At 40.7% G+C, this 21,850-nt stretch carries 22 protein-coding genes and 1 tRNA gene; 12 read left to right on the top strand and 11 right to left on the bottom strand.

What is annotated here, in order from left to right; genetic code table 11:
* Nucleotides 1–363: 363 nt before the first annotated feature.
* The gene (locus tag ND6B_RS07160; protein ID WP_033103735.1) at nt 364–1,203 is read right to left on the bottom strand and encodes a 23S rRNA (adenine(2030)-N(6))-methyltransferase RlmJ; all 840 of its coding nucleotides are present in this window, start codon (nt 1,201–1,203) and stop codon (nt 364–366) included.
* Nucleotides 1,204–1,441: 238 nt separating this feature from the next.
* Between ND6B_RS07160 and ND6B_RS07155 the strand changes: the two genes are divergently transcribed.
* The 9 genes from ND6B_RS07155 (at nt 1,442) to ND6B_RS07115 (ending at nt 8,692) form a co-directional block, all read left to right on the top strand.
* Nucleotides 1,442–1,672, top strand: a complete 231-nt coding sequence (locus ND6B_RS07155) for a hypothetical protein (RefSeq protein ID WP_008466311.1) — start codon at nt 1,442–1,444, stop codon at nt 1,670–1,672.
* A complete protein-coding gene (locus ND6B_RS07150; RefSeq protein ID WP_013466007.1) occupies nt 1,672–1,977 on the top strand; it encodes a cell division protein ZapA in 306 nt (101 codons plus the stop codon). Before ND6B_RS07155 ends, ND6B_RS07150 begins: the two co-directional genes overlap by 1 nt.
* Nucleotides 1,978–2,033: 56 nt before the next feature.
* A complete protein-coding gene (locus ND6B_RS07145; RefSeq protein ID WP_033103736.1) occupies nt 2,034–3,056 on the top strand; it encodes an MBL fold metallo-hydrolase in 1,023 nt (340 codons plus the stop codon).
* Nucleotides 3,057–3,108: 52 nt separating this feature from the next.
* Nucleotides 3,109–4,557: a transglycosylase SLT domain-containing protein gene (locus ND6B_RS07140; protein WP_033103737.1), complete on the top strand. Its 1,449-nt coding sequence runs from the start codon at nt 3,109–3,111 to the stop codon at nt 4,555–4,557.
* Between the two features lie 65 nt (nt 4,558–4,622).
* Nucleotides 4,623–5,111: an FKBP-type peptidyl-prolyl cis-trans isomerase gene (locus tag ND6B_RS07135; protein WP_008466307.1), complete on the top strand. Its 489-nt coding sequence runs from the start codon at nt 4,623–4,625 to the stop codon at nt 5,109–5,111.
* A gap of 21 nt (nt 5,112–5,132) precedes the next feature.
* Nucleotides 5,133–5,861: an SDR family NAD(P)-dependent oxidoreductase gene (locus ND6B_RS07130; protein ID WP_013466010.1), complete on the top strand. Its 729-nt coding sequence runs from the start codon at nt 5,133–5,135 to the stop codon at nt 5,859–5,861.
* Nucleotides 5,858–6,697 carry an amidohydrolase family protein gene (locus ND6B_RS07125; protein ID WP_033103738.1) on the top strand — a complete coding sequence of 280 codons (840 nt, stop codon included), beginning with the start codon at nt 5,858–5,860 and terminating at the stop codon, nt 6,695–6,697. The genes ND6B_RS07130 and ND6B_RS07125 overlap by 4 nt, the downstream gene beginning before the upstream one ends.
* Nucleotides 6,698–6,745: 48 nt before the next feature.
* Complete coding sequence (locus tag ND6B_RS07120; protein WP_033103739.1) at nt 6,746–8,308, top strand: S41 family peptidase; 1,563 nt, start codon at nt 6,746–6,748, stop codon at nt 8,306–8,308.
* A 3-nt stretch (nt 8,309–8,311) separates the two neighbouring features.
* Complete coding sequence (locus ND6B_RS07115; RefSeq protein WP_013466013.1) at nt 8,312–8,692, top strand: hypothetical protein; 381 nt, start codon at nt 8,312–8,314, stop codon at nt 8,690–8,692.
* A gap of 51 nt (nt 8,693–8,743) precedes the next feature.
* On the opposite strand, the gene ND6B_RS07110 is transcribed toward ND6B_RS07115, so the two are convergent.
* The 4 genes from ND6B_RS07110 to ND6B_RS07095 form a co-directional block, all read right to left on the bottom strand.
* The gene (locus ND6B_RS07110) at nt 8,744–9,919 is read right to left on the bottom strand and encodes a mandelate racemase/muconate lactonizing enzyme family protein (RefSeq protein WP_010391702.1); all 1,176 of its coding nucleotides are present in this window, start codon (nt 9,917–9,919) and stop codon (nt 8,744–8,746) included.
* A gap of 27 nt (nt 9,920–9,946) precedes the next feature.
* Nucleotides 9,947–10,714 (bottom strand): class II aldolase/adducin family protein, encoded by a 768-nt coding sequence (locus tag ND6B_RS07105; protein WP_033103740.1) that lies wholly within the window; start codon nt 10,712–10,714, stop codon nt 9,947–9,949.
* Nucleotides 10,715–10,848: 134 nt separating this feature from the next.
* Nucleotides 10,849–11,172, bottom strand: coding sequence for a c-type cytochrome (locus ND6B_RS07100; RefSeq protein ID WP_010391700.1), 324 nt, complete (start codon nt 11,170–11,172; stop codon nt 10,849–10,851).
* Between the two features lie 170 nt (nt 11,173–11,342).
* The gene (locus ND6B_RS07095) at nt 11,343–11,882 is read right to left on the bottom strand and encodes a DUF2058 domain-containing protein (RefSeq protein ID WP_010391699.1); all 540 of its coding nucleotides are present in this window, start codon (nt 11,880–11,882) and stop codon (nt 11,343–11,345) included.
* Between the two features lie 194 nt (nt 11,883–12,076).
* Here ND6B_RS07095 and ND6B_RS07090 point away from each other — a divergent pair, with 194 nt between their 5' ends.
* Entirely contained in the window at nt 12,077–13,225 is a 1,149-nt protein-coding gene (locus ND6B_RS07090; protein WP_010391697.1) for an MFS transporter, read from the top strand.
* Here ND6B_RS07090 and ND6B_RS07085 read toward each other — a convergent pair.
* Both ND6B_RS07085 and ND6B_RS07080 read right to left on the bottom strand, forming a co-directional pair.
* The gene (locus tag ND6B_RS07085) at nt 13,192–13,692 is read right to left on the bottom strand and encodes a prolyl-tRNA synthetase associated domain-containing protein (protein WP_013466016.1); all 501 of its coding nucleotides are present in this window, start codon (nt 13,690–13,692) and stop codon (nt 13,192–13,194) included. The genes ND6B_RS07090 and ND6B_RS07085 overlap by 34 nt on opposite strands.
* 1 nt (nt 13,693) lies before the next feature.
* Nucleotides 13,694–14,080, bottom strand: coding sequence for a hypothetical protein (locus tag ND6B_RS07080; protein ID WP_013466017.1), 387 nt, complete (start codon nt 14,078–14,080; stop codon nt 13,694–13,696).
* A gap of 165 nt (nt 14,081–14,245) precedes the next feature.
* Here ND6B_RS07080 and ND6B_RS07075 point away from each other — a divergent pair.
* A tRNA-Ala gene (locus ND6B_RS07075) sits at nt 14,246–14,321 on the top strand.
* Between the two features lie 180 nt (nt 14,322–14,501).
* Here ND6B_RS07075 and ND6B_RS07070 read toward each other — a convergent pair.
* Both ND6B_RS07070 and proB read right to left on the bottom strand, forming a co-directional pair.
* Nucleotides 14,502–15,749, bottom strand: a complete 1,248-nt coding sequence (locus tag ND6B_RS07070; RefSeq protein WP_024601938.1) for a glutamate-5-semialdehyde dehydrogenase — start codon at nt 15,747–15,749, stop codon at nt 14,502–14,504.
* The gene (proB, locus tag ND6B_RS07065; RefSeq protein ID WP_033103741.1) at nt 15,746–16,852 is read right to left on the bottom strand and encodes a glutamate 5-kinase; all 1,107 of its coding nucleotides are present in this window, start codon (nt 16,850–16,852) and stop codon (nt 15,746–15,748) included. Before proB ends, ND6B_RS07070 begins: the two co-directional genes overlap by 4 nt.
* A gap of 862 nt (nt 16,853–17,714) precedes the next feature.
* Between proB and ND6B_RS07060 the strand changes: the two genes are divergently transcribed.
* Entirely contained in the window at nt 17,715–19,574 is a 1,860-nt protein-coding gene (locus tag ND6B_RS07060; RefSeq protein WP_013466020.1) for a cation:proton antiporter, read from the top strand.
* A 132-nt stretch (nt 19,575–19,706) separates the two neighbouring features.
* Here the strand turns inward: ND6B_RS07060 and ND6B_RS07055 are convergent, their stop codons facing one another.
* Together ND6B_RS07055 and ND6B_RS07050 are read right to left on the bottom strand one after the other, a co-directional pair.
* Nucleotides 19,707–20,345: a tetratricopeptide repeat protein gene (locus ND6B_RS07055; RefSeq protein WP_033103742.1), complete on the bottom strand. Its 639-nt coding sequence runs from the start codon at nt 20,343–20,345 to the stop codon at nt 19,707–19,709.
* A gap of 124 nt (nt 20,346–20,469) precedes the next feature.
* Nucleotides 20,470–21,783 (bottom strand): adenylosuccinate synthase, encoded by a 1,314-nt coding sequence (locus tag ND6B_RS07050; RefSeq protein WP_033103743.1) that lies wholly within the window; start codon nt 21,781–21,783, stop codon nt 20,470–20,472.
* Between the last annotated feature and the right edge of the window lie 67 nt (nt 21,784–21,850).

Consider the following 21,850-nt stretch of genomic DNA (forward strand, 5'->3'; position numbering starts at 1 on the left):
CGCATCTAAGCAGAACAGTATAAAGCCCAGTTAAACTAGGGTCTGTTGATCTTTCAAGGTTAAATTTGCAGCAGTCTGTTTGGTATTTAGGCAAGGCAGAGCCTATGTGGTGTGGTTATTCCCCATAAATAGGCGATAACGCAGCATCAATGCCAAACAGGCGCTGCCCGAAGAGTTCTGCCTAAGGGCGATTTACTCTTTGTTGCCTACATGGATGTAGGTAAGGGCGTGAGCAGGGCGCGGAAGCTTTGCTCGGTTTTTACTTAGCCCACTAGGTTACAAACCTCGCGCCGCGATTAAACCGCCCCTAGTTTGAACAAATTTTAATCCGCAAAGGTCAACAGACCCTAGGCTTATTTATTTTTATTCGGCAACTAACTGCTCGCTGCGATAAAAGCCACTTGGCTTACTCAACAAGCTTACTAGTTCAGGTAACACGTCATCCATTACTTGTTTTAATTTCCAGGGTGGATTTATCACTATCATTCCAGAGGCGGTCATACCATGTACTTCTGTATCTGCTTCAGTACCTAATTCAAATAATTGAATATTTTTAATGCCCGCGTCAATTAAACCCTGCTCCATATTATCAATACGTTCTCTGTCCACAACCGGATACCAGATCATGTAAGTCCCTGTTGCAAAGCGTTGATGTGCTTTAACAATGGTTTGTACTACCGTATTGTAATCGTCTTTTATTTCATAAGGTGGGTCTATTAACACACAGGCTCTGCGCGAAGCTGGCGGTAACAAACCAATTAAGCCTGCAAACCCATTTTCGCCGCGTACCCGAATAGAACGCTTACCTTGCATGTTTTCTTCAAGTAAGACTAAATCTCGCGGATGCAGCTCAAAAAACCAGCCCTTATCTTGACGGCGTAAAAAGTGCTCGGCTATTTTTGGTGAGCCCGGGTAAAACGCCAGCGATGCGCTCTCATTAAATGATTTTATTAGCTCAATATAGTCATTTAAGGCACTGTGTTGGCTAGTATGTTGCCACAGTTTTTCAATGCCATCTTGGTACTCTTGGGTTTTTTGCGCGTCAGGTGCAGCAAGCTCAAAAAAACCAGCCCCCGAATGCGTATCAATATAGTCAAGCGGCTTATCTTTAATTGTTTGATAACCCAGTACTTGCGCTAACACTAAATGTTTAAGTACATCGGCAGGGTTACCCGCATGAAAGGAGTGTCTGTAACTAAGCATTATTTATTTTCACCATACGCTATTTAATAAAATCAGTGAACCATAAGCACACTACTTTGACAATCGATACCAGCAAAAGCGGGGGTTTACGTGAACCGCTTCTGAATGAAAAAGCCAATAGCGTGAATTATCCCTTAACATAGAATAAAAATCACCTAAAACCAGCGTAAATGCTGGCAAATAAACACACTTTGCTTTACATTTGCATGACATTAATTACAGTTATATGAGCGCATTTATGAACAACAACACTCTTCAACAACTCGAACAACTGATCGACCAACTAATTACCCGTAATAATCAGTTACAAACTGATATTTCAGAGCTTAAAGAGCAAAATAGCAAGCTACTTGATGAAAATGAGTTATTGCAGTTAGAAGCCCTTGAAAATGAAGAAAAACAAAAAGATGCAAGTACCACCTTGTCATCATTGTTAGATAAATTACAAAGCGCGCAACAGGCAAGCTAATGTCTGAGCTGCAAAACCAGCGAGTCACTGTTGAATTGCTTGGTAAAGAGCAGCAATTTGCTTGTCCTGCGGGGCAAGAAGAGGCACTAAAAGCGGCCGCCAAAAATCTGAATGATTTAGTTGAACAAATGAAACAACGTTCAACAGTCAGAAACGATCAAAAAGCATTACTTATGGCTGCCTTAAATTTAAGCCACGAATTGCTTGAAGCGAAAACTCAAAAATCAGTTGAGCTTGAATATCAAGATCAACTCATTGATAAATTGAGTCAGTACTTAAGCTCGAACTCTGAGCACACTAAATAAAAGCGCATTTTGCGCTTTTATTGTTTTTACCGTCAAAAATACAGCTAGAGATAAAGATGCAACCATTTTTAAGTAAAGCTCAAAAAATAGGTAAGTGCTTACTGCCTTTAATTTGCTTGTTTATGCAAACAAAAAGCGAGGCAGCAATTGAGTGGCAACCGTTGTCAGCTAATATTCAATTTCTTAAGCAACCTGAAAGACTTCGTTTTTACGACTCTAACCAAGTATTAATTGAAGGCAGTGAATGTGCATTACTCGTTGATGCCAGTGGTAACTTTGCGGCGGTAGAACAACTGGTAACTGAGCTAAAACAACGTCTAAAGACGCCTTTGTGTTATTTAGTTGCAACCCACTTTCATGACGATCACTTACTGGGGATGGCGGTTATGCAGCATTACTTCCCAGACGCAAAACTTATTACTCACCAACAAGTCGCTAACGACTTTTCGCTTTACCAGCAAGCTTTAACAGACAAGCTAGAGGGATTCGAGAAAAGCATTGAGCTGAGCTATCAACGATTAGCCACCTTACCCGATGCTGAGCAAGTTCAATGGCGAGAAAAGCTTACCCGCGCTAAAAAGCGCTTATTTCGCTGGCAAGACTATCAATTAACACCACCAAAAATGAGTATTAGTGAATCTAAAACGTTAGATTTAGGTGGCTATACACTCACTATAAACCCGCACCAGGCACATACTAATGGCGATTTAACACTACTTGCCGACAAAGGTAAAACCTTAATTGGTGGTGATATCATCGATTGGTTACCCTACCCTGGGCATGGCGAGCTTAAGCAATGGCAACGGTTATTAAAAAAATATATAAATAATAATACGCTGTCACTTTTTATTCCTGGGCATGGCGATTTAGTCGATAAAGTTAAACTAAAACAGTCACTCACGTTTTTAGAAGCGATTACGGAGCATGCTAAAAACAACCCTGAAGCTAGTATTGAGCAATTACAAAAAAACTTCCCTATTGAGGCACTAAAACCTTATCAACAAGAACCACTTGATATAAAATCAAGTCACTTATTTTTGCAATCGGGATTACTTCGCGCTAAAACAGTCAATAACTGAACACAATGGATTGTGTTAAAATATGGAAATATATTTTTTAAAAAGGAACAAAATGCGTCACTTGATCTTATGCTTTGCCATTGTATTGCTATGCAGCTGTAAAACCACTCAGCCAGAGATCATTGCGCCTGCAGTTCCCACACCTGTAGAGTCAAAACCGGCATTATCAAATACGCCGACCTCTAAAAACACTCACAAAGTCATTAATAAAAAAGCCACAGCCAAAGCCTCTGAAATAGCTCAACCCACAGAGTTATGGGCACATATTGCTGATAACTTACATTTACCGGTTGAGCAAAATCAGGCGTTAAAAAAACGCATTAACTGGTATTTAAAACAGCCTAATTATTTAAAAATAGTGTCTCGACGTGCAGAGCCTTTTTTATACCATATTGTAAAAAAAGTTGAGCAAAAGAGCTTGCCGATGGAGCTCGCCTTGTTACCGTTTGTAGAAAGTGGCTTTAGACCTACCGCACGCTCAAGCGAACACGCTGTGGGTGTGTGGCAACTCGTTGCAGCAACCGCGCATCATTTTGGGGTTAAATCAGATCAATGGTACGACGGACGCCAGGATGTATTAGCCTCAACCGATGCGGCACTTGATTACTTGAGCTATTTACATAAACGTTTTGATGGTAATTGGCTGCATGCTCTTGCGGCCTATAACACCGGTGAAGGCCGAGTTAAGCGCGCTATAAAACGCAACCAAAAACGAGGTAAATCAACTGACTTTTGGGCACTAACACTGCCAAAAGAAACCGCTGACTATGTACCAAAACTATTAGCACTGAGCTATTTAGTGAAACACCCTAAGGCAAAATTTAAACGGCCAAAGCTTCCTTATAAAGCACTGACTACCTCGCTAAATGTGGCAAAACAGTTTGATTTTTCAGTTATGGCCAAGCTCTCTGGCATGGGCGCCAAACAACTGCATGCCCTTAATCGGGGTTATTTAAAAAATCAAAGCTCTCCCCATGGACCACACACTCTGTTATTACCTATAGAGCAACAAGCTTTATTAAAAAACCGCTTTTTTAAAGCCAATTTTGCAGGCGAATACATCGTTAAAAAAAATGACACGCTGTACAGTATTGCTAGGCATTTTGGCCTGCCTTTAGAAGTATTAAAACAGCTCAATAATAAGCAAAATAACTTTATTGGCGTTGGCGAAAAGCTTATTTTAGGGGAGCCGCAAACTTTGCCTGAGTCACTCACTATTAACTATAAAATAAGCCCTTATCTAGAACAAAAAGAGCAAATCATTCCAACCATCGAGGTAGATTACCACGTAAAACCCGGTGACAACCTTTGGAATATAAGTCAGTTATACGGCGTTGCTCATAGCGATTTAGCGCGTTGGAATAAATTATCTGCCTCAAGCGTATTAAAACCTGGTACTCAGTTGGTTTTATTTATACCTCAAGCCGCTACGCCAAAAACTACACCGGCGAAAAAAGACCTGTTACTCGACTTACAAAATACATTAAATCATCCACGTTAAGTTTCTAAAGCGCAGTATTTCGCGTAAAATTGCCTTTAATTAATTTAAAACTCAAAGAGACAAGCATGCAAATCAGTAAAAATTCGGCCGTTGAATTTCATTACACCCTAAGCGAAGCGGGTGAACAAATCGAAAGCAGCCTAAACGACGCGCCATTAAGTTATATTCACGGCAGCGAAGGCATGCTTCCAGGTTTAGAAACCGCACTTGAAGGTAAAGCCGCTGGTGATAAATTTAGCGTTACGTTATCTCCAAGTGAATCATACGGTGAGCGTGTTGATGACTTAATTCAGCGCATTCCGCTTAAGCACCTTCAAGGTGATGTAAAAGTATGGAAACCAGGCATGACTGCTATGGTGCAATCAAACCAAGGTCGCCACCAAGTAACCATTGTAAAAGTAGGCCGCTTTAATGCTGATTGTGATTTAAACCACCCATTTGCTGGTAAAACGCTGACTTTTGATGTTGAGGTTGTCTCAGTTCGAGAAGCAACAAACGAAGAGATTTCTCACGGCCATGTTCATGCTGAAGGTGGTTGCGGCCACGCACATTAATTGCTAATTAAAGGAACAAGTATGTCAAAAGTTGCAATAGTAACCGGTGGCTCTAAAGGCATTGGCTTTGCTGTGGTTCAGCGATTATTAACGAGCGGCTATCAGGTTCATAACCTAGATATTGAACCCAGTGAGAGTGGTGTTTTTCATCAATGTGATGTTAGTAATGTAACCGCCGTACGCCAGTGTATACAGGCTATTATTGAAAAAACACAACGCATTGATGTACTTGTTTCAAATGCTGGCAAGCACCTAAGTGCCACAATTGAGCAAACCGATGAAGCGACATTCGATGCGTTAATGGCACTGAATGTTAAAGGTGCGTACGCGGCTATACAAAGCGTATTACCAGCCATGAAAGCACAACAAGATGGCGCTATTGTGTTAATTGCCTCAGATCAGGCCATTATTGGCAAACAAAACTCATTTGCTTATAACCTGACTAAACATGCACTGGCTTCGATGGCTAAAACCACCGCCTTAGATTACGCAAGCTTTAATATTCGCACTAATGCCGTGTGTCCTGGCACCATAGAAACACCGTTATTTCATAATGCGATTGATGCATACTGCAAAAAAAGTGGCGCAAATAAGGCAGATATTGTTGCCGAAGAAGCTGCTTTACAACCCCTTAATCGTTTAGGCCAAGCCGATGAAGTTGCAGCACTGGTAAACTTTTTAGTAAGTCCAGAAGCCAGCTTTATTACCGGCAGTTTGCAACGCATTGATGGCGGTTACACAGCGCAATGAGTACTAAAATTATTGACCCGCATGTGCATTTTTTTAATTTGCTGGAGGGTCAATACACCTGGCTGCAAGGTGCTAACCCACCCGCTTGGCCTAACTTAGATAAAATAAAACAACCGATTAGCGTTGCTAAACTAATCAAAAGTACGGACTTTGAACTCGTTGGTTTAGTGCATATAGAAGCTGGCTTTGATAATGAGCAACCTATTAATGAATTAAACTGGTTAGCAAAGCATATAAAAAGGCTACCTTACAAAGCGATTAGCTTTGCAACAATTAACCAGCCAAATAACGCATTTAAACTAGCACTTAAACATCTAAAACATTCATCCCTTGTCGGCATTAGAGATATCACTGAAGGTCATGATGCCACGCGCTTATTGAACCCTCATTGTCTCGATAACCTGCGCCACTTGTGCCACTTAAAACTGCATTTTGAAGCGCAATTTGAAATAGAAAACTTCAACATCACCGAGCAACTTATTTCTTATGCCAACCAAGTTAGTGACTTACAAATAATCATTAATCACGCAGGGCTTGCACACAACCTTACAAACTGGGCAACTGCAATTGAACTACTTGCAAAACAGCCTAATGTTGCGATGAAGTTTTCAGGCTTTGAATTGCTTATGCTTAATAGCGAGCAGCAAAGGCAGTGTTTAACACATATTTTAAAGCATTTTGGTATGCAAAGAGTGATGTTTGCCAGCAACTTCCCCGTGTGCCAAATTAACATTAACTACAATGAGTTATGGCATCATTATCGAAGCCTATGTAGCGATGATCTTACATGGCAACACTTGAGTTACAAAAATGCAGCGCGCCTCTATCAACTCTAAATAAAAACCGCTATATTTAGCTCAACAGTTTAAAAAACGAGCATGCGTATGGCCATTCTTAATTCATCTTCTCTCAAATACACATTACTCCCTTTTTCGCTAGCCGCTTTATTAACAGGTTGTGGCGGTGGAAGTAGCGACAATGCGACTAACCCAACAACAGACAATAGCGGCTGGGCTTCTGGTGTATTTGCTAGCTCAGGGCAATTTAAAGGTCAATGCCAAGCAATTAATGAAAAAAACTGGCTACGCTCTTGGAGTAACGAAACCTACTTATGGTACGACGAAATTATTGATACTAATCCGGCATTAACGTCAGGCGTCATTGATTACTTTAATACTTTAAAAACGGAGCAACTGACTGAGTCGGGTGCGAAAAAAGATAACTTTCACTTTAGTTTGCCAACCGATGAGTGGCAAAGACAAAATCAATCAGGCCTAAGCTTTGGTTATGGCTTTAATATAAAAATAATCGCTGGTAGTGCGCCGCGCCAAGCAATTGTTAGCTATACCGAGCCAAATACCCCTGCTAGTAATCAAAATATTATTAGGGGCTTTGAGCTTTTAGAAGTTGATGGTGTTGATTTTATTAACACGACCTCATCAAGCGAGGTAGCTATTATTAACGCAGGTTTATTCCCAGAACAAACAGGTAAAGTTACCGAATTTGTATTTAGGGATATCAGCACTAATGAAAATCGCATTGTTACGCTCACATCTCAAAATATCGAGTCGCAACCAGTAATGAACGTACGTACTGATTTAGCAAACGGCGATGTGGGTTACTTTCAATTTAATAGCCACAACGCGATAGCCGAAACGCAGCTTTACAACGCCTTTAACCAACTCGCTGCCAGCAGCATTAAAGATTTAGTCATTGATGTGCGCTATAACGGCGGTGGTTTGTTACAAATGGCCAGCCAAGTAGGCTACATGGTGGCAGGTAGCAATACCCAAGGCAAAATATTTGAACGCACTATTTTTAACGATAAATATCCCAATACCAACCCTATCACAGGGCAAACACTGACCCCCATGCCCTTTACAAATCGTTTTGTCGGGTTTGAAAATAACCCTGCAATAGCTGCAGGCACCCCATTACCAACGTTAAATTTAGATCGGGTATTTGTACTCACCACCAGCAGTACCTGCTCAGCCAGTGAGGCTATAATTAACGGGCTGCGCGGAGCCGATGTTGAAATCATTCAGATAGGGGCTGGCACCTGTGGTAAACCGTATGGCTTTTACCCAACCGATAACTGCGACACTACTTATTTTACCATTCAATTTACTGGCGAAAATAACAAAGGTTTTGGTGAATATTCAGATGGCTTTGCACCGCAAAATACCATTGATAATGCGCGCCAGCCCGTACTTATTGCTGGCTGTGCTGTTGCCGATGACTTTAGCAAACGCTTAGGTGATGCAAGTGAAGGCTTACTTAATACCGCACTTAGTTATAGAGCAACCGGCAGCTGCCCAGCCCCAAGCTCAATAAATAGTGTTCTCGGTTTTGCGCCCACTATCGCCACCGATATGCCTGAAGTAAAAGACGCGCGAATTCAGACTGTACTTAAACAGAATATTATTCTTAGCGATAACATGAGATAAGCAATGAAGATTTTATTAGCAATAACTGCAATTTCGCTATTTTTAAGTGGGTGCTTAGCACAAAGCTCAGAGCCCACACCTAAATTGCAACATGCGTTACTAATTGAGCCTAATAGCGCTAAAGTAGCCGACGCAATTGCGCAGCTGCTGCATAGCTCGCAGGTTCAATTAGCAGACGATGTTTTTGTCACCTCAAGCACGGTTACCCTTGAGCAACTTAATCATAAAGATCCTCAGGGCAACCCTATTTTGGGCAAGCAACTTAATATGCCAGATCAATTTGAGCTCGTGACTAAGGGAGAGCGCTGTTTTGTTCGCCACCTTGATAGCAAAGCAACCATTGAACTAAAACAAGTACTTTGTAAAATAAACCCACAGCGATAAAAAAGCCGGTAAGTGACAACTCACTTACCGGCTATTTCTCAACAGAGTAAACTATTTTATTTCTACGCGTTGTGAGCGCATTACAATTTCATCGTTAAGCTCAATCCCAAGACCTGGTTCTTCAGATACTTCAAAAAAACCATTTTTAGGTTGTGGATCTTGTAAGCATAGCTCTCTATTCCACTTTTTAATCGCGTAAGTATGATGCTCGTGAATTAAAAAGTTAGGGATCGCTGTTTCTAAGTGCAATGATGCCGCCGTTGCAACCGGCCCTCCACATACGTGTGCCTGAATACGCACATCAAAAATATCAGCGTAATCACATACTTTTTTAGTTTCGGTAAAGCCACCACATAAGCCGATATCTGGCTGTAGTACATCAATACTTTGATCTTCTAAATAAGGACGTACACCCCAGCGGTTATACAAGCGCTCGCCGCCTGCAATAGGCACAGCCACTTTGTCAGCCACTTTTGCATGTAATGAATGGTTTAGGTAATTCACCGGCTCTTCAAAATACATACAGTCAAATTCTTCTGCAATCTCACCAATTTGAATTGCCGATGTCGCACCCGGTAAACTGTGGCATTCAAAAATAATATCTACTTCGTCACCCACGGCCTCTCGAATAGCCTGCATACGTGCGCGGTATAGTTTCATCTCTGGGCGAGAAATAATATTTGTGCGGTCGTAATAGGTGTTACCGTCTTTATCGTATTGAATTGGATCGACTTTCACCGCATCGTAACCTTCCGCCACCGCTTTTAGTGCCGCTTCTGCATATTCTTGTGGCTGTACCAGCGCTTTAAATTCACTGTCCCAGTCAAACTGCAGCTGTGATGCATAAGTACGCAGCTTGTCGTTAACTTTACCGCCAAGCAACTGATAAACCGGTAAACCTAATGCTTTACCTTTTATATCCCAAAGTGCCGTATCAATCGCACTCATTGCTGCGTAAACCACCGGCCCACCACCTAGACCCCAAAAACTTTCACGCAACATACGCGACCATAGTTTTTCAGTTTGAAACGGGTCATGGCCAATTAAAAAGGCATCGGCCATTTCTTTGATCATCGCAGCAGCGGCACTGTGTCCTAAATCGTACGCAAGACCTGCTTCACCCACACCGCTAATACCTTCATCGGTATGAATTCGAACAAATACCGGCGTCCATGCAGGACGATCAGGGCAATGAATATCAAAGACTTCAACGCGATTTACTTTCATAAAAATTCCTTATTAACCTTCAGTGGGTTATTTTGCAAAACTAGGATCAAGACGATACGCTTTTCGTAACATGGCAGGCCATGCTAGCTGGCCCCCTGTACTGCCGCTGTGAACGACGTTCGCTTGGTTATAAATGTTATCAATAATAGCTTGAGGCACAGCAGTCGCTTCTTGCGCACTTGATTGAATGGCTAACTGTATTTCACAGGCACGCTGAAGGTCATAAAAGCGCATAAACGCATCGCCTACCGTCGGGCCTACTGTTAAACCGCCGTGGTTGACCAATAGCATATGATTGGTGGTGCCTAAATCTGTTTGCAGGCGTTTACGTTCATCGTCATTCACCGCTAAACCTTCATAGCCATGGTAAGACAGAGACGGCAATGAAAACATCGAATACTGACTTAGCGGTAACAGCCCTTCTTTTTGTGTTGCAACTGCAATCGTTTCTTTGGTGTGCAGGTGTATAACGCAATGAGCATCCTCACGTACTTCGTGAATGGCACTGTGAATAGTGAACCCTGCAGGGTTAATATTAAAGGGTGTATCGTCAATAATGCGGCCATTTAAATCTACTTTGACTAAGTTAGATGCAGTGATCTCATCAAACGTTAAGCCAAAGGCATTCACTAAATAATGATCAGTGCCCGGTAGGCGAGCAGAAAGGTGCGTATAAATTAAATCCCCCCAACGAAAATGGTCAACTAATCGATAACATGCGGCTAAATCAACACGTAGTTGCCACTCTTGTTCTGATACTTTATTTTTTAAATTGAGCTGGGGTAAATCAAACATAACAAGCCTTTTAAAACACAGCATAGCGCTAGTGATTGTAGATGTTTAGAAGTCTAAATGAGTATTAGCATGATGGCAATCACCAAATAAAAAAGCCACACATAGGTGTGGCTCTTTTTAATTAGCGTTAACGGTTATTGTACTTTTGATAGGTAATCGGCAATCGCTTCAAATTCTTCATCAGTCACAGTCGCAACCATCGCTTTCATCGCCATAGACATACCGTTGTTACGAGCGCCTGACTTGATGTCTTTCATTTGCGCTACTAAATATTCTTTGTTTTGACCATTTAGTTTAGGGTACATCGCCATAATAGGTGCTTTACCTTCTGCACCATGACATGTTTGACAATTTTTAGCTGTGTAAAGTGCAGCGCCATCTGCAGCGGCTGCTGAAAATGAAAAACTTGCGGCTAAACCAATACCCGCGCCTAATAAAAGTGTTTTTATCTTGCTCATTGTATTTACTCTTCTTTTTACGGTTAAAAAAACGGTTGTGATTATTGTAGTCAATAAATCTTTAAAAAGCATACGTCCTTGGTAAGGTTTGACGATCAATCAGAACAAATACGTGTATCCCTCATAAAACACATACTAGCTTGCTTTAACTGAGCAGATACTTAATAGGCTTACCAAATAAGATCGTCTGGCACTTCAAAATCAGCATACGGATCGTCTTCATCTTTGGCTTTATTTTCAGGCTCAACATGAAACACAATATACTTTTCATCCACCTCAGCCACTTTACGCGCAGGCTCATCTTCTAATACGTAAAACTGACCTTCTAACACACAAATAGCTAAACGCCCGCCCGAGAGCGCCTTTTGCGTTTGCTCATTCACATCAAGCCCTTTCACTTTATTTTCATAAGTGAAGTTAAAGGTACGCTCACCGCGAATTGACTCTTGATTATGATGCTCTAAAATTTGCTTCACACGCGCGACTTGTTCGCGCTGCTTTAATTCTTCTTGGCGCGCTTTATTGAGCTCTTCAGCTTTTTGCTGCTGCTCCAACTTAGTTTGCTGAATATGCTTTTGTAAATCGTTCGGGTTGCTCGTCGCTCCCTTCTTTTGCTTTTTCTGTTGCTTGCGCTTTTCTGATTTAGCAACTTTAGCTTTATGTGATGTTGTTAAACCAGCTTGGAGCAATTGCTCTTGTAGTGACCCCATGGCGTGTTCCCACTAAAAACGAATATTAATGCTATTTTAATCACCAACGAGCGTAAATAACAGCGCTATTGGTATTAATCTAACAAACTACTGAAAACAAAGCATGATTTAGCGCAATAAAGGTTAATTTATGAAAACCCTAGCAGTTTTGTATATAATGCAGCTCAACTAATAAGCAATGTATATGGCAGTTAATGCGCTTACCTCACCTACTCATCTGTTCAGTTTTCATTTTTTTTGTTTTATACGCACCACAGCCATTATTAAGTTTATTTGCTACTGAATTTAATGTTGCTCCTGCTGTTGCAGGCAGCTTAATGACGGCCACTATGTTGCCTTTAGCTATTGCCCCTTTGGTGTATGGACTGTTTTTAGCTAAGCGAAACCCTTTATTGATATTACGCTTCGCTATGTTGTTACTGGGTGTGGGTTGTATCTTATTTATTTATGCCCCGAGTTTTGAATTACTTCTACTGGTAAGGTTTTTACAAGGACTGACTTTACCTGCCGCATTGACTGCCATGACCAGCTTTATTGGTATGAGCTATCAAGCCGATACATTACAAAAAAATATGACGCTATATATAGGTAGTACGATTGTCGGTGGTTATTTTGGTCGTGTATTGGCTGCGCTCTTTAGCGATGTTTGGTCGTGGCAGAGTTTTTATTACCTAATAGCAGCCATGCTGATTATTCTAGCGTTAAGTATTCCCCATAAACGTTTTAATCTCGTTAAATCAACCGAGGTTTTATCACCATTAGATTATATAAAACAACTTAAAGAGGGCTCTGCACTTAAGCTCTATGGTGCCATTTTTTGTATGTTTTTTTGCTTTGCAGCATTATTAAACTACTTGCCTTTTATTTTAAAAAATACCTTTTTAATTAATAACACGCGCGACATTGGCTTTGTTTATAGTGGCTATTTGGTGGGTGCTTTGGCTTCTATTTTCACTCCTTGGCTATTAAAAAAAATGACTTCAGCCTGGCGATTGTTGGCCGCGGTATTCGTGTTTTATAACCTCAGTATTGTGTTATTAATGAGTCATTCACTGTTGTTGTTTTTAATTGCATTCACACTCTTTTGCGGCGCTATGTTTGTGATTCATTCCACAGCGGCACCACTGGTTAATAAAATCAGTCACGCACCGCCAAGCGTTACCAACGGGTGCTATGTATCATTTTATTACAGCGGCGGCGCACTGGGCTCGTTATTACCAGGGGTGGTTTATCAAACTCATGGACAAACGGCGTTTATGGCAACATTACTCGCTGTATGTTTGTGTGGACTGGGGCTTATTTTGTGGGCTCAACGCGATGGCAAAAACATCACCCGCGGCTGATGCTCAGTAAAGTCAAAAAAACGCAGTAAATCAGGCTTAGTTAATAACCATGTTTGGGTATTTTCAAACGGGTGGCAATGAAATAAATCGCCAAACCAAATATCTTGATCAAGCCAAAGCGTTACATCACGCTGTTTGTCGTTCATTAAGCTGAGCATTGACACGCAACCCGGTGCAACCTTTAAGTACTTAGCCAAGCGCTCATTAGAGGCAAAGCCTAAGCGCGATAGCCCTTGCTGTTTGGCAAGTGACTTTAAATCCAACTGTTTATCATGCGCGGTGATCACTAAAAAATGACGCTTACCTTCATTGTCTCGCAAAAATAGGTTTTTTAAGCGTGTTCCTGGGCGATTTACCATCAGTTCATCGGCATCTAAACTGCCATGTAGCGCTGGATGTTCTATTACGTCATATTCTATATTTAGTTGGGTTAACACTGCCGCTAGTTTTTGTTTATCCGCTAACATATTACAAACAACGCCCTCTTAATTGCACACTTAAATCACGCCATAGTACTTCGTTTATTTCATGCTTATCTGCACAATAGTTACGCTGTGCTAGTTCTTTATTAAGAAACTCTACCGCTTGATCTTCTAATTGTAATTTTAAAACACTCGACTCTTCAAAATGCTCTTGCTCAGCAAAACGCTGAACATCACTGCGGGTTAGTTTTTTATTAATATTAATTTGCTCACGACTTTTAGCCTTTACAGAAACCACATAAGCAAAAAGCTTGTTACCTTGCTCATCAAGGGTGTCATAAAATTGTTTATTATTAATTTCGTAGGGCGGTTCATCTACTGAACTGGCACAACCAAAAAGGAAAATCATGAAAACTAACGCGTATTTTTTCATTATGTATTGTCGTTTTAGTAAATATTTAGCTCGAGTTTAACAAAAATTAGTTAAAACGGAAAAATTTGTGAAAAAATACTTGACCAAAAACGTAAAAATATTTAAAGTTCACCCCGCTTGAGACTCAGCACTTAAGCATTTACATTGTATGTAAATTAGGAATGTGGGGCTATAGCTCAGCTGGGAGAGCGCCTGCCTTGCACGCAGGAGGTCAGCAGTTCGATCCTGCTTAGCTCCACCACTTTCCTACTCTCTCCCCTAAGTAATATCCTTATTTTTATATTCTAAATAAATTCCTCTGTTAATAATTTTTTGCCCTGTTTTAATCTTTATGTTTGCTTAGTTGTTTGATTTTGCTAAATCGAGATCAAAAATGCCGAGCAAAAGCCCGGCATTTTTATCGTTTATTAGGTTGGGTAAGTTATTCGCGAACTTGACCAACACCATTAACTAAATATTTTTCAGTGGTTAATGACTCAAGCCCCATAGGACCATAAGCATGTAGCTTAGTCGTTGCAATACCAATCTCTGCACCTAAGCCTAGTTGTGAGCCATCAGAGAAACGTGATGACGCATTAACCATAACAACCGATGCATCCACACTACGTTGGAATAACTCTGCCGCAGCATCGTTTTTAGTACAGATAACTTCGGTATGATTTGAGCCAAATTGAGCAATGTGCTCAACGGCTGCATCAAAGCTTGGCACTATACGAATAGCAATTTCTAAATCTAAATATTCTTCACCAAATTCGTTATCTGCAAGCACAGTGGCATTATCAAAATACTCAGCCGCTTTGGCATCGGCATTTATTTTTACGCCTTCTTGGCGAAGCACTACCGCGCACAGGTTTAAAAACTCATCAGCAACATCTTGGTGTACTACTAACCCTTCTAAGGCATTACATACGCCAGTACGTTGAGTTTTACCGTTAAGTAGTAGATTAAGTGCCACTTCTAAGTCTGCATCTTTATCTACGTATAAATGACACACGCCTTTAAAGTGCTGAATAACAGGAATTGTACTGTTTTCTGTTACATAGTTAATAAGCCCTTCACCGCCACGTGGGATAATTAAATCAATACTGTCGCGTTGCTGCATTAATTCCATTAGTAAAGCACGGTCAGGATCTGGAATAACTGAAATTAGCGCCGTTGGCAAACCATGTTTAGTAAGCACGCTGTGCATTACACTAGCAATGGCTTGTGAGCTTTTAAGCGCTTCTTTACCACCGCGCAAAATAACACCATTACCCGACTTAAAGCACAATGCACCCGCGTCAGCCGTTACATTAGGTCGTGCTTCGTAAATCATACATACCACGCCCAGTGGTACACGCATTTTTCGAATTTTAATGCCATTTGGACGTTCAGTGATATCACGTAACTGGCCAACCGGATCATCAAGTGAAACAATCACTTCGATACCTTCAGCCATCGCTTCAATGCGCTCATCATTCAATGTTAAACGGTCTATCATTGACGCTGCTAAATTATTGTCACGCGCAGCGCTTAGGTCACTTTCGTTTTCTTTGATTATAAATTCTTTTTGATCTCTTAATGCCGCTGCCATATCGGTTAACACGTTGTTTTTAGTCTCGGTATCGAGTAAAGCAAGTGTATGTGCAGCTTTTGCTGCTTGGCGTGATATATCCGTAATTAAACTCATGACTTCTCCAATAATGCGATATCTTTTTCTGAAATAATTGGTCCAATTGAATCCTGCATTTTTTCGCTGAATTCACTCTGCTCGTTGTCTGCAATAAAGTTTAACAAGCAGCTACTGTAATTTGCTGTGGCTTTAGCTAAACGCGTACCATCTTCACTGCGAACTAAGATAGTATCGCCCACAGCAAACTCGCCATGTACTTCCTTGATCTCATCGCCTCGTAAACAGCCGTCTTCGCCTTCTAGCGAATCATCAAATGACCCATCGACAACCACTTCACCTTGTTCATTTGCGGTATGTGTCATCCAGTGAATAGAGTCTTGCATTGGTTTTTCATAAGGCAAGAACACACTACCTGGATTTTCGCCCGCTAATAAACGAGTAAAGGTTTCTTCTTTAAAGCCGTTAATAATATACGTTGCAATACCATGTGATGTGGCTTTTTCTGCCGCTTCAATCTTGGTTTTCATACCACCGGTGCCTACTGCACTGGTAGCACATCCTGCCATAGCATAAATAGAATCATCAATTGATTTTATTTCAGGCAATAATACGGCATCGTCATGCAGATTTGGGTTTTTGTCGTACAGCCCATCTACATCTGAAAAAATCATTAATGCGTCAGCGTCAGCGGCAGCTGCCACCATCGCTGATAAGTTATCGTTATCACCCACTTTTAAATCATCTGTTGTCACCGCATCATTTTCATTAATGATAGGTAGCACGCCGTGTTCTAACAAGGTAAATACAGTTTCACGAATACTTTGATAGCGCTCACGGTCACGTAGGTCACCATGAGTTAATAGTAGCTGCGCCGAAGGAAAATCAAAGAAACGATCCCACATGGCCATCATTTCTGTTTGCCCTGCTGCTGCCATGGCTTTTTTCATAACAACTGAGCGCGGCTTCTCTGATGGAAATAAATGCGAGCCTGCCGCTACAGAGCCTGATGACACTAAAATAACCTCTATACCACGTGCGCGACAGTGAACGATAAACTGTGCGATGGTTAACAAGTAGCGTGAACGACAGCCATTTTGATCGGGTGCAATTAAGGCACTGCCAACTTTAAGTACGATACGTCGCCAATTTAACTTTTGCATAAATGCTCAACTTTCCATTTTATTTGTATTCATCACACTGATGAATGAAACCAGGTCGCTATGTTTAAAACATAACGTCGAATTTGTTTATCATTGCCCACACTTTTTTTACACACGCGTACACCGTCTCTAAAACCATTGTTTTAAATTGAGATGCAAAAAATAAATAGTATTAACCCAATAAAATTGGATTGTACTAACTAAAAAAATATAAAGTGTTGTTTATGTATCGCTGTAAAAAGCTGTGTGCGGCTTTTTTATTAACAACATACATAGAGCCTCTTAAGTCTGGTACACCAACAGATAGGGTGATGACTTAAGGACCGAGATTTAACCGCCACGATGGGGATTAAATATTGAAAGGTAATAATTCAACTCAAACTTTAATTTATATGCGTTAAGCAAATAAACACCTTGAGCAAAACTATACCAAAGAGTTCGGTAAATGATATTTTATGTTCGAACATTATAAAACATCGCTGAAACAATCACTAAGAGACTTAAGATATTTATATCTAACACGTTTACTTACTTAAACAACAAACTTTATTAGATAACTAATTATTCGAACACGAAGTATAATACGTTAAAATAGCCGCTTAGATCAAGGCTAAAATTAAAGCTAAATAGGTCATAACAGACAAGGCATGCACATTTTGCAATAGATATCATAAAGTTAGACTACTATAAATAGTAATTATAGAGACTATAACTTTGATAACACTCTCACAAAAGACGTTAACACTAAATAAATAAACATTATTTATTAGCTAAATTTAATTTACACGTGTATACCCACTGTATTACTGGTTGGTAACCGTTATACTTTTAAACATTATTAAAATTAAGGAGTTTTTACTCTATGTCAGCAATTTATATAGCCGGTATTGCACTGTGTTCAGTGTTAGCCCAATGGGTCGCTTGGGCGTTTAGAGTACCCGCTATTCTGTTTTTATTGCTTACAGGGCTTTTATTAGGGCCATTTAGTGGCGTATTAGACCCTGATGCATTATTAGGTGATTTACTTTTTCCTGTGGTCTCTTTGAGTGTCGCTGTGATTTTATTTGAAGGGTCCTTAACTTTACATTTTCGAGAACTTAAAGGGATCAGTAAAGTCGTCAGAAACCTCTGCTCTATTGGTATGCTTACAACTTGTATTGTTATTAGTTTTAGCGCCTATTGGTTACTCGAGTTAAATTGGCGAGTTGCTGCAGTACTTGGCGCAGTGCTTGTTGTTACGGGACCAACCGTTATTGCTCCATTACTTAACTCGATGCGACCTACCCAGGATATCGATCGTATTTTACGCTGGGAAGGCATAGTAATAGACCCCATTGGCGCTTTATTTGCAGTGTTAGTGTTTGAAGCCGTAATGCTGGTTGGTCAGGGTGAAGTACTTAGCCACACTATCGTTGCACTGGTTAAAACCGTTGGCGTTGGTTTAAGTATTGGTGTGGTTTCGGGTTGGATCACGACGCAACTAATGCGCCGAGAATGGCTGCCATTTGAGCTACATAAGTTTGGTATTTTAGCGTTAGTGTTAATTAGCTTTTCTATTTCAAACCACATAAGCCATGAGTCAGGCTTACTGGCTGTGACGGTGTTTGGCATTTGGTTAGCTAATCAAGATGACTTGGAAATAGATTCGGTACTCGAGTTTAAAGAAGATTTGTCAATGATTTTAATCTCGACTTTATTTATTTTATTGGCCGCAAGACTACAACTCTCTGATTTAATGATGCTCGACAGCGACGTATTTATATTTTTAGCTATTGTGCTATTTATCGCCCGCCCATTGTGTATTGCTATTTCAACCTTTGGTACAGACTTACCGATGAAATCGCGCCTAGTACTTGCTTGGATTGCACCTCGCGGTATTGTTGCAGCAGCCGTTGGTTCAGTATTTGCGCTGAGTATGATGGAAGCGGGAGTGGCCGATGCCGAAAAAATGGTGCCACTCATATTTACTGTTATTATTGTTACTGTGGTATTGCAAAGCTTAACGGCTATCCCTGTTGCGAAACTACTTGGAGTGCGTCAACCATCCCCTAATACTATTTTAATCATTGGTGCAAACCATGTATCGCGTGCAATTGCACGTGGCTTAAAAGAGCAAAATATTCCTGTTCATCTATCAGATCCTGCTTGGGAGAACTGTAGAATGGCGCGCATGGATGGCCTTCCTTGTTATTACGGTAACCCGCAATCGGAGCATGCTGAACGTTATTTACCTTTAACCACGATTCGCAGTGTTTTAGCGCTTTCACCTAATCGCCACCACAACGCATTAGGGGTGCAGTACTTCTCTCATTTATTAAATGAAAAAAATGTATTTTCACTACGTTCCTCTTCATCACATGCTAAAGCAAATAAAGACAGTGCGACGTTTTTATCACGACAAATTCTGTTTGGTGAAAACGGCGCATATGCACGCTTAAGCAGTGTTATTGCCAAAGGCGGTAAAGTGAGTGCAACACGTATATCTGAAGAGTTTAGCTGGCAGCAGTATTTAGAAATGAATCCTGAAGCGATCCCACTGTTTATTCTCAAAGGGGATAAAGACAGTGATGAAGACGCACCAGTGAAAATGAGGCCTTTTACCAGTGATATGGAAAAGCCACCACAAGAGGGTGAACGAGTAGTTGCATTGCAACCGCCTAAAATATCGCTATTAAAAGATCCGGCCAATAACAAAGCCAAAGACAATAAAAAAGACGAGTAATAACTAAAAAGCGAGAGTGCTAAAAAAGCACTCTCGCTTTTTTATTTACAAACCTGAACTCTGATTAAAAGATTTACTAACATATTAAATCATAGTCATAATTAGGTTTATTTTCTCTAGCCAGAGTTTAGGTTACATAGGTAAGCGCGCGCGGGTAACGACACTAGCTGGCATTTTTTCAGCAAGTTTAGTTAATGCTCGCTCTATTTTTTTATGTGTCGCTTTATCGGCTACCGTGGTGTTAAACAGCCAACGATAAGCATCTTCAAAGTCTCTTGGACTACCATAGCCTTGATTAAACAAGCCCACTAATCGTAATTGCGCTTTTAAGTTACCTTGCGCTGAGGCCTCACGGAGGTAGGTTATTGCCATGGCTTTGTCTTTTTGGACTAACTGCCCAACATCGTAGTAGCGACCTAGTTGCTCTAATGCTGCCGCTAAGCCCTGCTCAGCCGCTTTTTTCATGTAATACACACCTAGAGCTACATCACGCTCAACACACACCTTGTAGGCAAGCATATCACCGTATAAAAATTGATACGACGGCAATGCCATTTTATTGGCTCGTGCTTCTATATCTTGCACTAACTGGCAATTATCTGCCTTCACGCGGGCTAGATGAGTGTTCTCATTAATTAAAGCTATTAACTCAGATTCGGTATACAGCGGCACAGCTGCAGGGCTTTCTTCAGCTAAGCTATTGCTTATATTAAATAAAGAAAGTGTAAGTAGTGATAATGACCACACTGAGCAACGAGAAGATAAATGCATATTAACCACTTTAAAAATAAACTTACCAAATAATATACAAAGATCGTTCCACTATTAATAGGTGTGCTTTTTTATAGGCATAAAAAAAGCTGCACATGGCAGCTTCTTTTCAACATAAACCCAATTATGCAAATGGGCTACGAAGTATCATGGTTTCAACACGATCTGGACCTGTAGAGATAATATCAACAGGGACGCCCGTGATTTCTTCAATACGTTTAATGTAATCAATTGCTGCTTTAGGTAAACCTTCAAGCGATGTTACACCCACGGTATTTTCAGACCAACCAGGCATTTCTTCGTATACTGGTGTTACTTTATCGTAACCTTCAGCCGCTAATGGCGTAACGTTAGTCACAGTACCATCTTCAAGCTTATAACCAGTACAGATTTTAAGTGTTTCTAAACCGTCTAGAACGTCAAGTTTAGTTAAACAAAAACCTGAAATGCTGTTAATTTGAACTGCACGGCGCATAGCCACTGCATCTAACCAGCCAGTACGACGTAAACGACCAGTAGTAGCACCAAACTCATGACCTTTGTCACCTAAATGCTTACCTACTGGGTCTTGCTTATCAAGACCGTCGTAAAGCTCTGTAGGAAAAGGACCTGAACCTACACGTGTTGTGTACGCTTTAATGATACCTAGTACATAATCAAGGTGTAATGGGCCAAAACCCGCACCTGTAGCAACGCCACCAGCAGTAGTGTTTGAAGATGTAACATAAGGATAAGTACCGTGATCGATATCAAGTAATGTACCTTGTGCACCTTCAAATAAGATGTTGTCACCGGCTTTACGCGTTTGATCTAAAAGCTCAGTTACATCAACTACCATTGCTTTTAAGATGTCAGCAACAGCCATTGCGTCATCAAACGTTTTTTGAAAATCTACTGCATCTACTTTGTAGTAGTTCACTAATGTGAAGTTGTGGTATTCCAATACTTCTTTTAACTTAGTAGCAAATAATTCAGGATTGAATAAATCGCCAACACGTAAACCACGACGTGCTACTTTATCTTCATACGCTGGACCGATACCACGACCCGTTGTACCGATTGGTTTATCGCCACGCGCTGTTTCGCGAGCTACATCTAATGCAACATGGAAAGGCAATATTAGCGGACATGCTTCACTGATTAAAAGACGTTCGCGTACTGGTACGCCACGCTCTTCAAGCATGCCAATTTCTTTCATTAGCGCTTCTGGTGATAAAACAACACCATTACCAATCACACATTTAACATTGTCACGTAATACACCCGATGGAATAAGGTGTAGAACTGTCTTTTCACCGTCGATCACTAAGGTATGGCCAGCGTTATGACCACCTTGATAACGAACTACTAAAGATGCTTTATCTGTAAGGAGGTCAACTACCTTACCCTTACCTTCGTCACCCCATTGGGTGCCTAGTACAACAACGTTTTTACCCATTGCAAATTCACTTAGAGAAAATTAGGACGAGATTTTACCAGAAAACTAAAGCAAAGTTCACCCCGTT

Source organism: Pseudoalteromonas sp. ND6B (assembly GCF_000764215.1).
GTDB classification, from domain to species: Bacteria; Pseudomonadota; Gammaproteobacteria; order Enterobacterales; family Alteromonadaceae; genus Pseudoalteromonas; species Pseudoalteromonas tetraodonis.

What these genes read in the sequence shown, in the direction of transcription:
- proB (WP_033103741.1), bottom strand. Translation starts at nt 16,852, where the DNA reads ATGCAAAAGTTAAATTGGCGACGTATCGTACTTAAAGTTGGCAGTGCC.
- ND6B_RS07150 (WP_013466007.1), top strand. Translation starts at nt 1,672, where the DNA reads ATGTCTGAGCTGCAAAACCAGCGAGTCACTGTTGAATTGCTTGGTAAA.
- ND6B_RS07155 (WP_008466311.1), top strand. Translation starts at nt 1,442, where the DNA reads ATGAACAACAACACTCTTCAACAACTCGAACAACTGATCGACCAACTA.
- ND6B_RS07145 (WP_033103736.1), top strand. Translation starts at nt 2,034, where the DNA reads ATGCAACCATTTTTAAGTAAAGCTCAAAAAATAGGTAAGTGCTTACTG.
- ND6B_RS07120 (WP_033103739.1), top strand. Translation starts at nt 6,746, where the DNA reads ATGGCCATTCTTAATTCATCTTCTCTCAAATACACATTACTCCCTTTT.
- ND6B_RS07085 (WP_013466016.1), bottom strand. Translation starts at nt 13,692, where the DNA reads ATGTTAGCGGATAAACAAAAACTAGCGGCAGTGTTAACCCAACTAAAT.
- ND6B_RS07110 (WP_010391702.1), bottom strand. Translation starts at nt 9,919, where the DNA reads ATGAAAGTAAATCGCGTTGAAGTCTTTGATATTCATTGCCCTGATCGT.
- ND6B_RS07060 (WP_013466020.1), top strand. Translation starts at nt 17,715, where the DNA reads ATGTCAGCAATTTATATAGCCGGTATTGCACTGTGTTCAGTGTTAGCC.
- ND6B_RS07055 (WP_033103742.1), bottom strand. Translation starts at nt 20,345, where the DNA reads ATGCATTTATCTTCTCGTTGCTCAGTGTGGTCATTATCACTACTTACA.
- ND6B_RS07115 (WP_013466013.1), top strand. Translation starts at nt 8,312, where the DNA reads ATGAAGATTTTATTAGCAATAACTGCAATTTCGCTATTTTTAAGTGGG.
- ND6B_RS07135 (WP_008466307.1), top strand. Translation starts at nt 4,623, where the DNA reads ATGCAAATCAGTAAAAATTCGGCCGTTGAATTTCATTACACCCTAAGC.
- ND6B_RS07070 (WP_024601938.1), bottom strand. Translation starts at nt 15,749, where the DNA reads ATGAGTTTAATTACGGATATATCACGCCAAGCAGCAAAAGCTGCACAT.
- ND6B_RS07080 (WP_013466017.1), bottom strand. Translation starts at nt 14,080, where the DNA reads ATGAAAAAATACGCGTTAGTTTTCATGATTTTCCTTTTTGGTTGTGCC.
- ND6B_RS07125 (WP_033103738.1), top strand. Translation starts at nt 5,858, where the DNA reads ATGAGTACTAAAATTATTGACCCGCATGTGCATTTTTTTAATTTGCTG.
- ND6B_RS07140 (WP_033103737.1), top strand. Translation starts at nt 3,109, where the DNA reads ATGCGTCACTTGATCTTATGCTTTGCCATTGTATTGCTATGCAGCTGT.
- ND6B_RS07095 (WP_010391699.1), bottom strand. Translation starts at nt 11,882, where the DNA reads ATGGGGTCACTACAAGAGCAATTGCTCCAAGCTGGTTTAACAACATCA.
- ND6B_RS07090 (WP_010391697.1), top strand. Translation starts at nt 12,077, where the DNA reads ATGCGCTTACCTCACCTACTCATCTGTTCAGTTTTCATTTTTTTTGTT.
- ND6B_RS07160 (WP_033103735.1), bottom strand. Translation starts at nt 1,203, where the DNA reads ATGCTTAGTTACAGACACTCCTTTCATGCGGGTAACCCTGCCGATGTA.
- ND6B_RS07130 (WP_013466010.1), top strand. Translation starts at nt 5,133, where the DNA reads ATGTCAAAAGTTGCAATAGTAACCGGTGGCTCTAAAGGCATTGGCTTT.
- ND6B_RS07100 (WP_010391700.1), bottom strand. Translation starts at nt 11,172, where the DNA reads ATGAGCAAGATAAAAACACTTTTATTAGGCGCGGGTATTGGTTTAGCC.
- ND6B_RS07050 (WP_033103743.1), bottom strand. Translation starts at nt 21,783, where the DNA reads ATGGGTAAAAACGTTGTTGTACTAGGCACCCAATGGGGTGACGAAGGT.
- ND6B_RS07105 (WP_033103740.1), bottom strand. Translation starts at nt 10,714, where the DNA reads ATGTTTGATTTACCCCAGCTCAATTTAAAAAATAAAGTATCAGAACAA.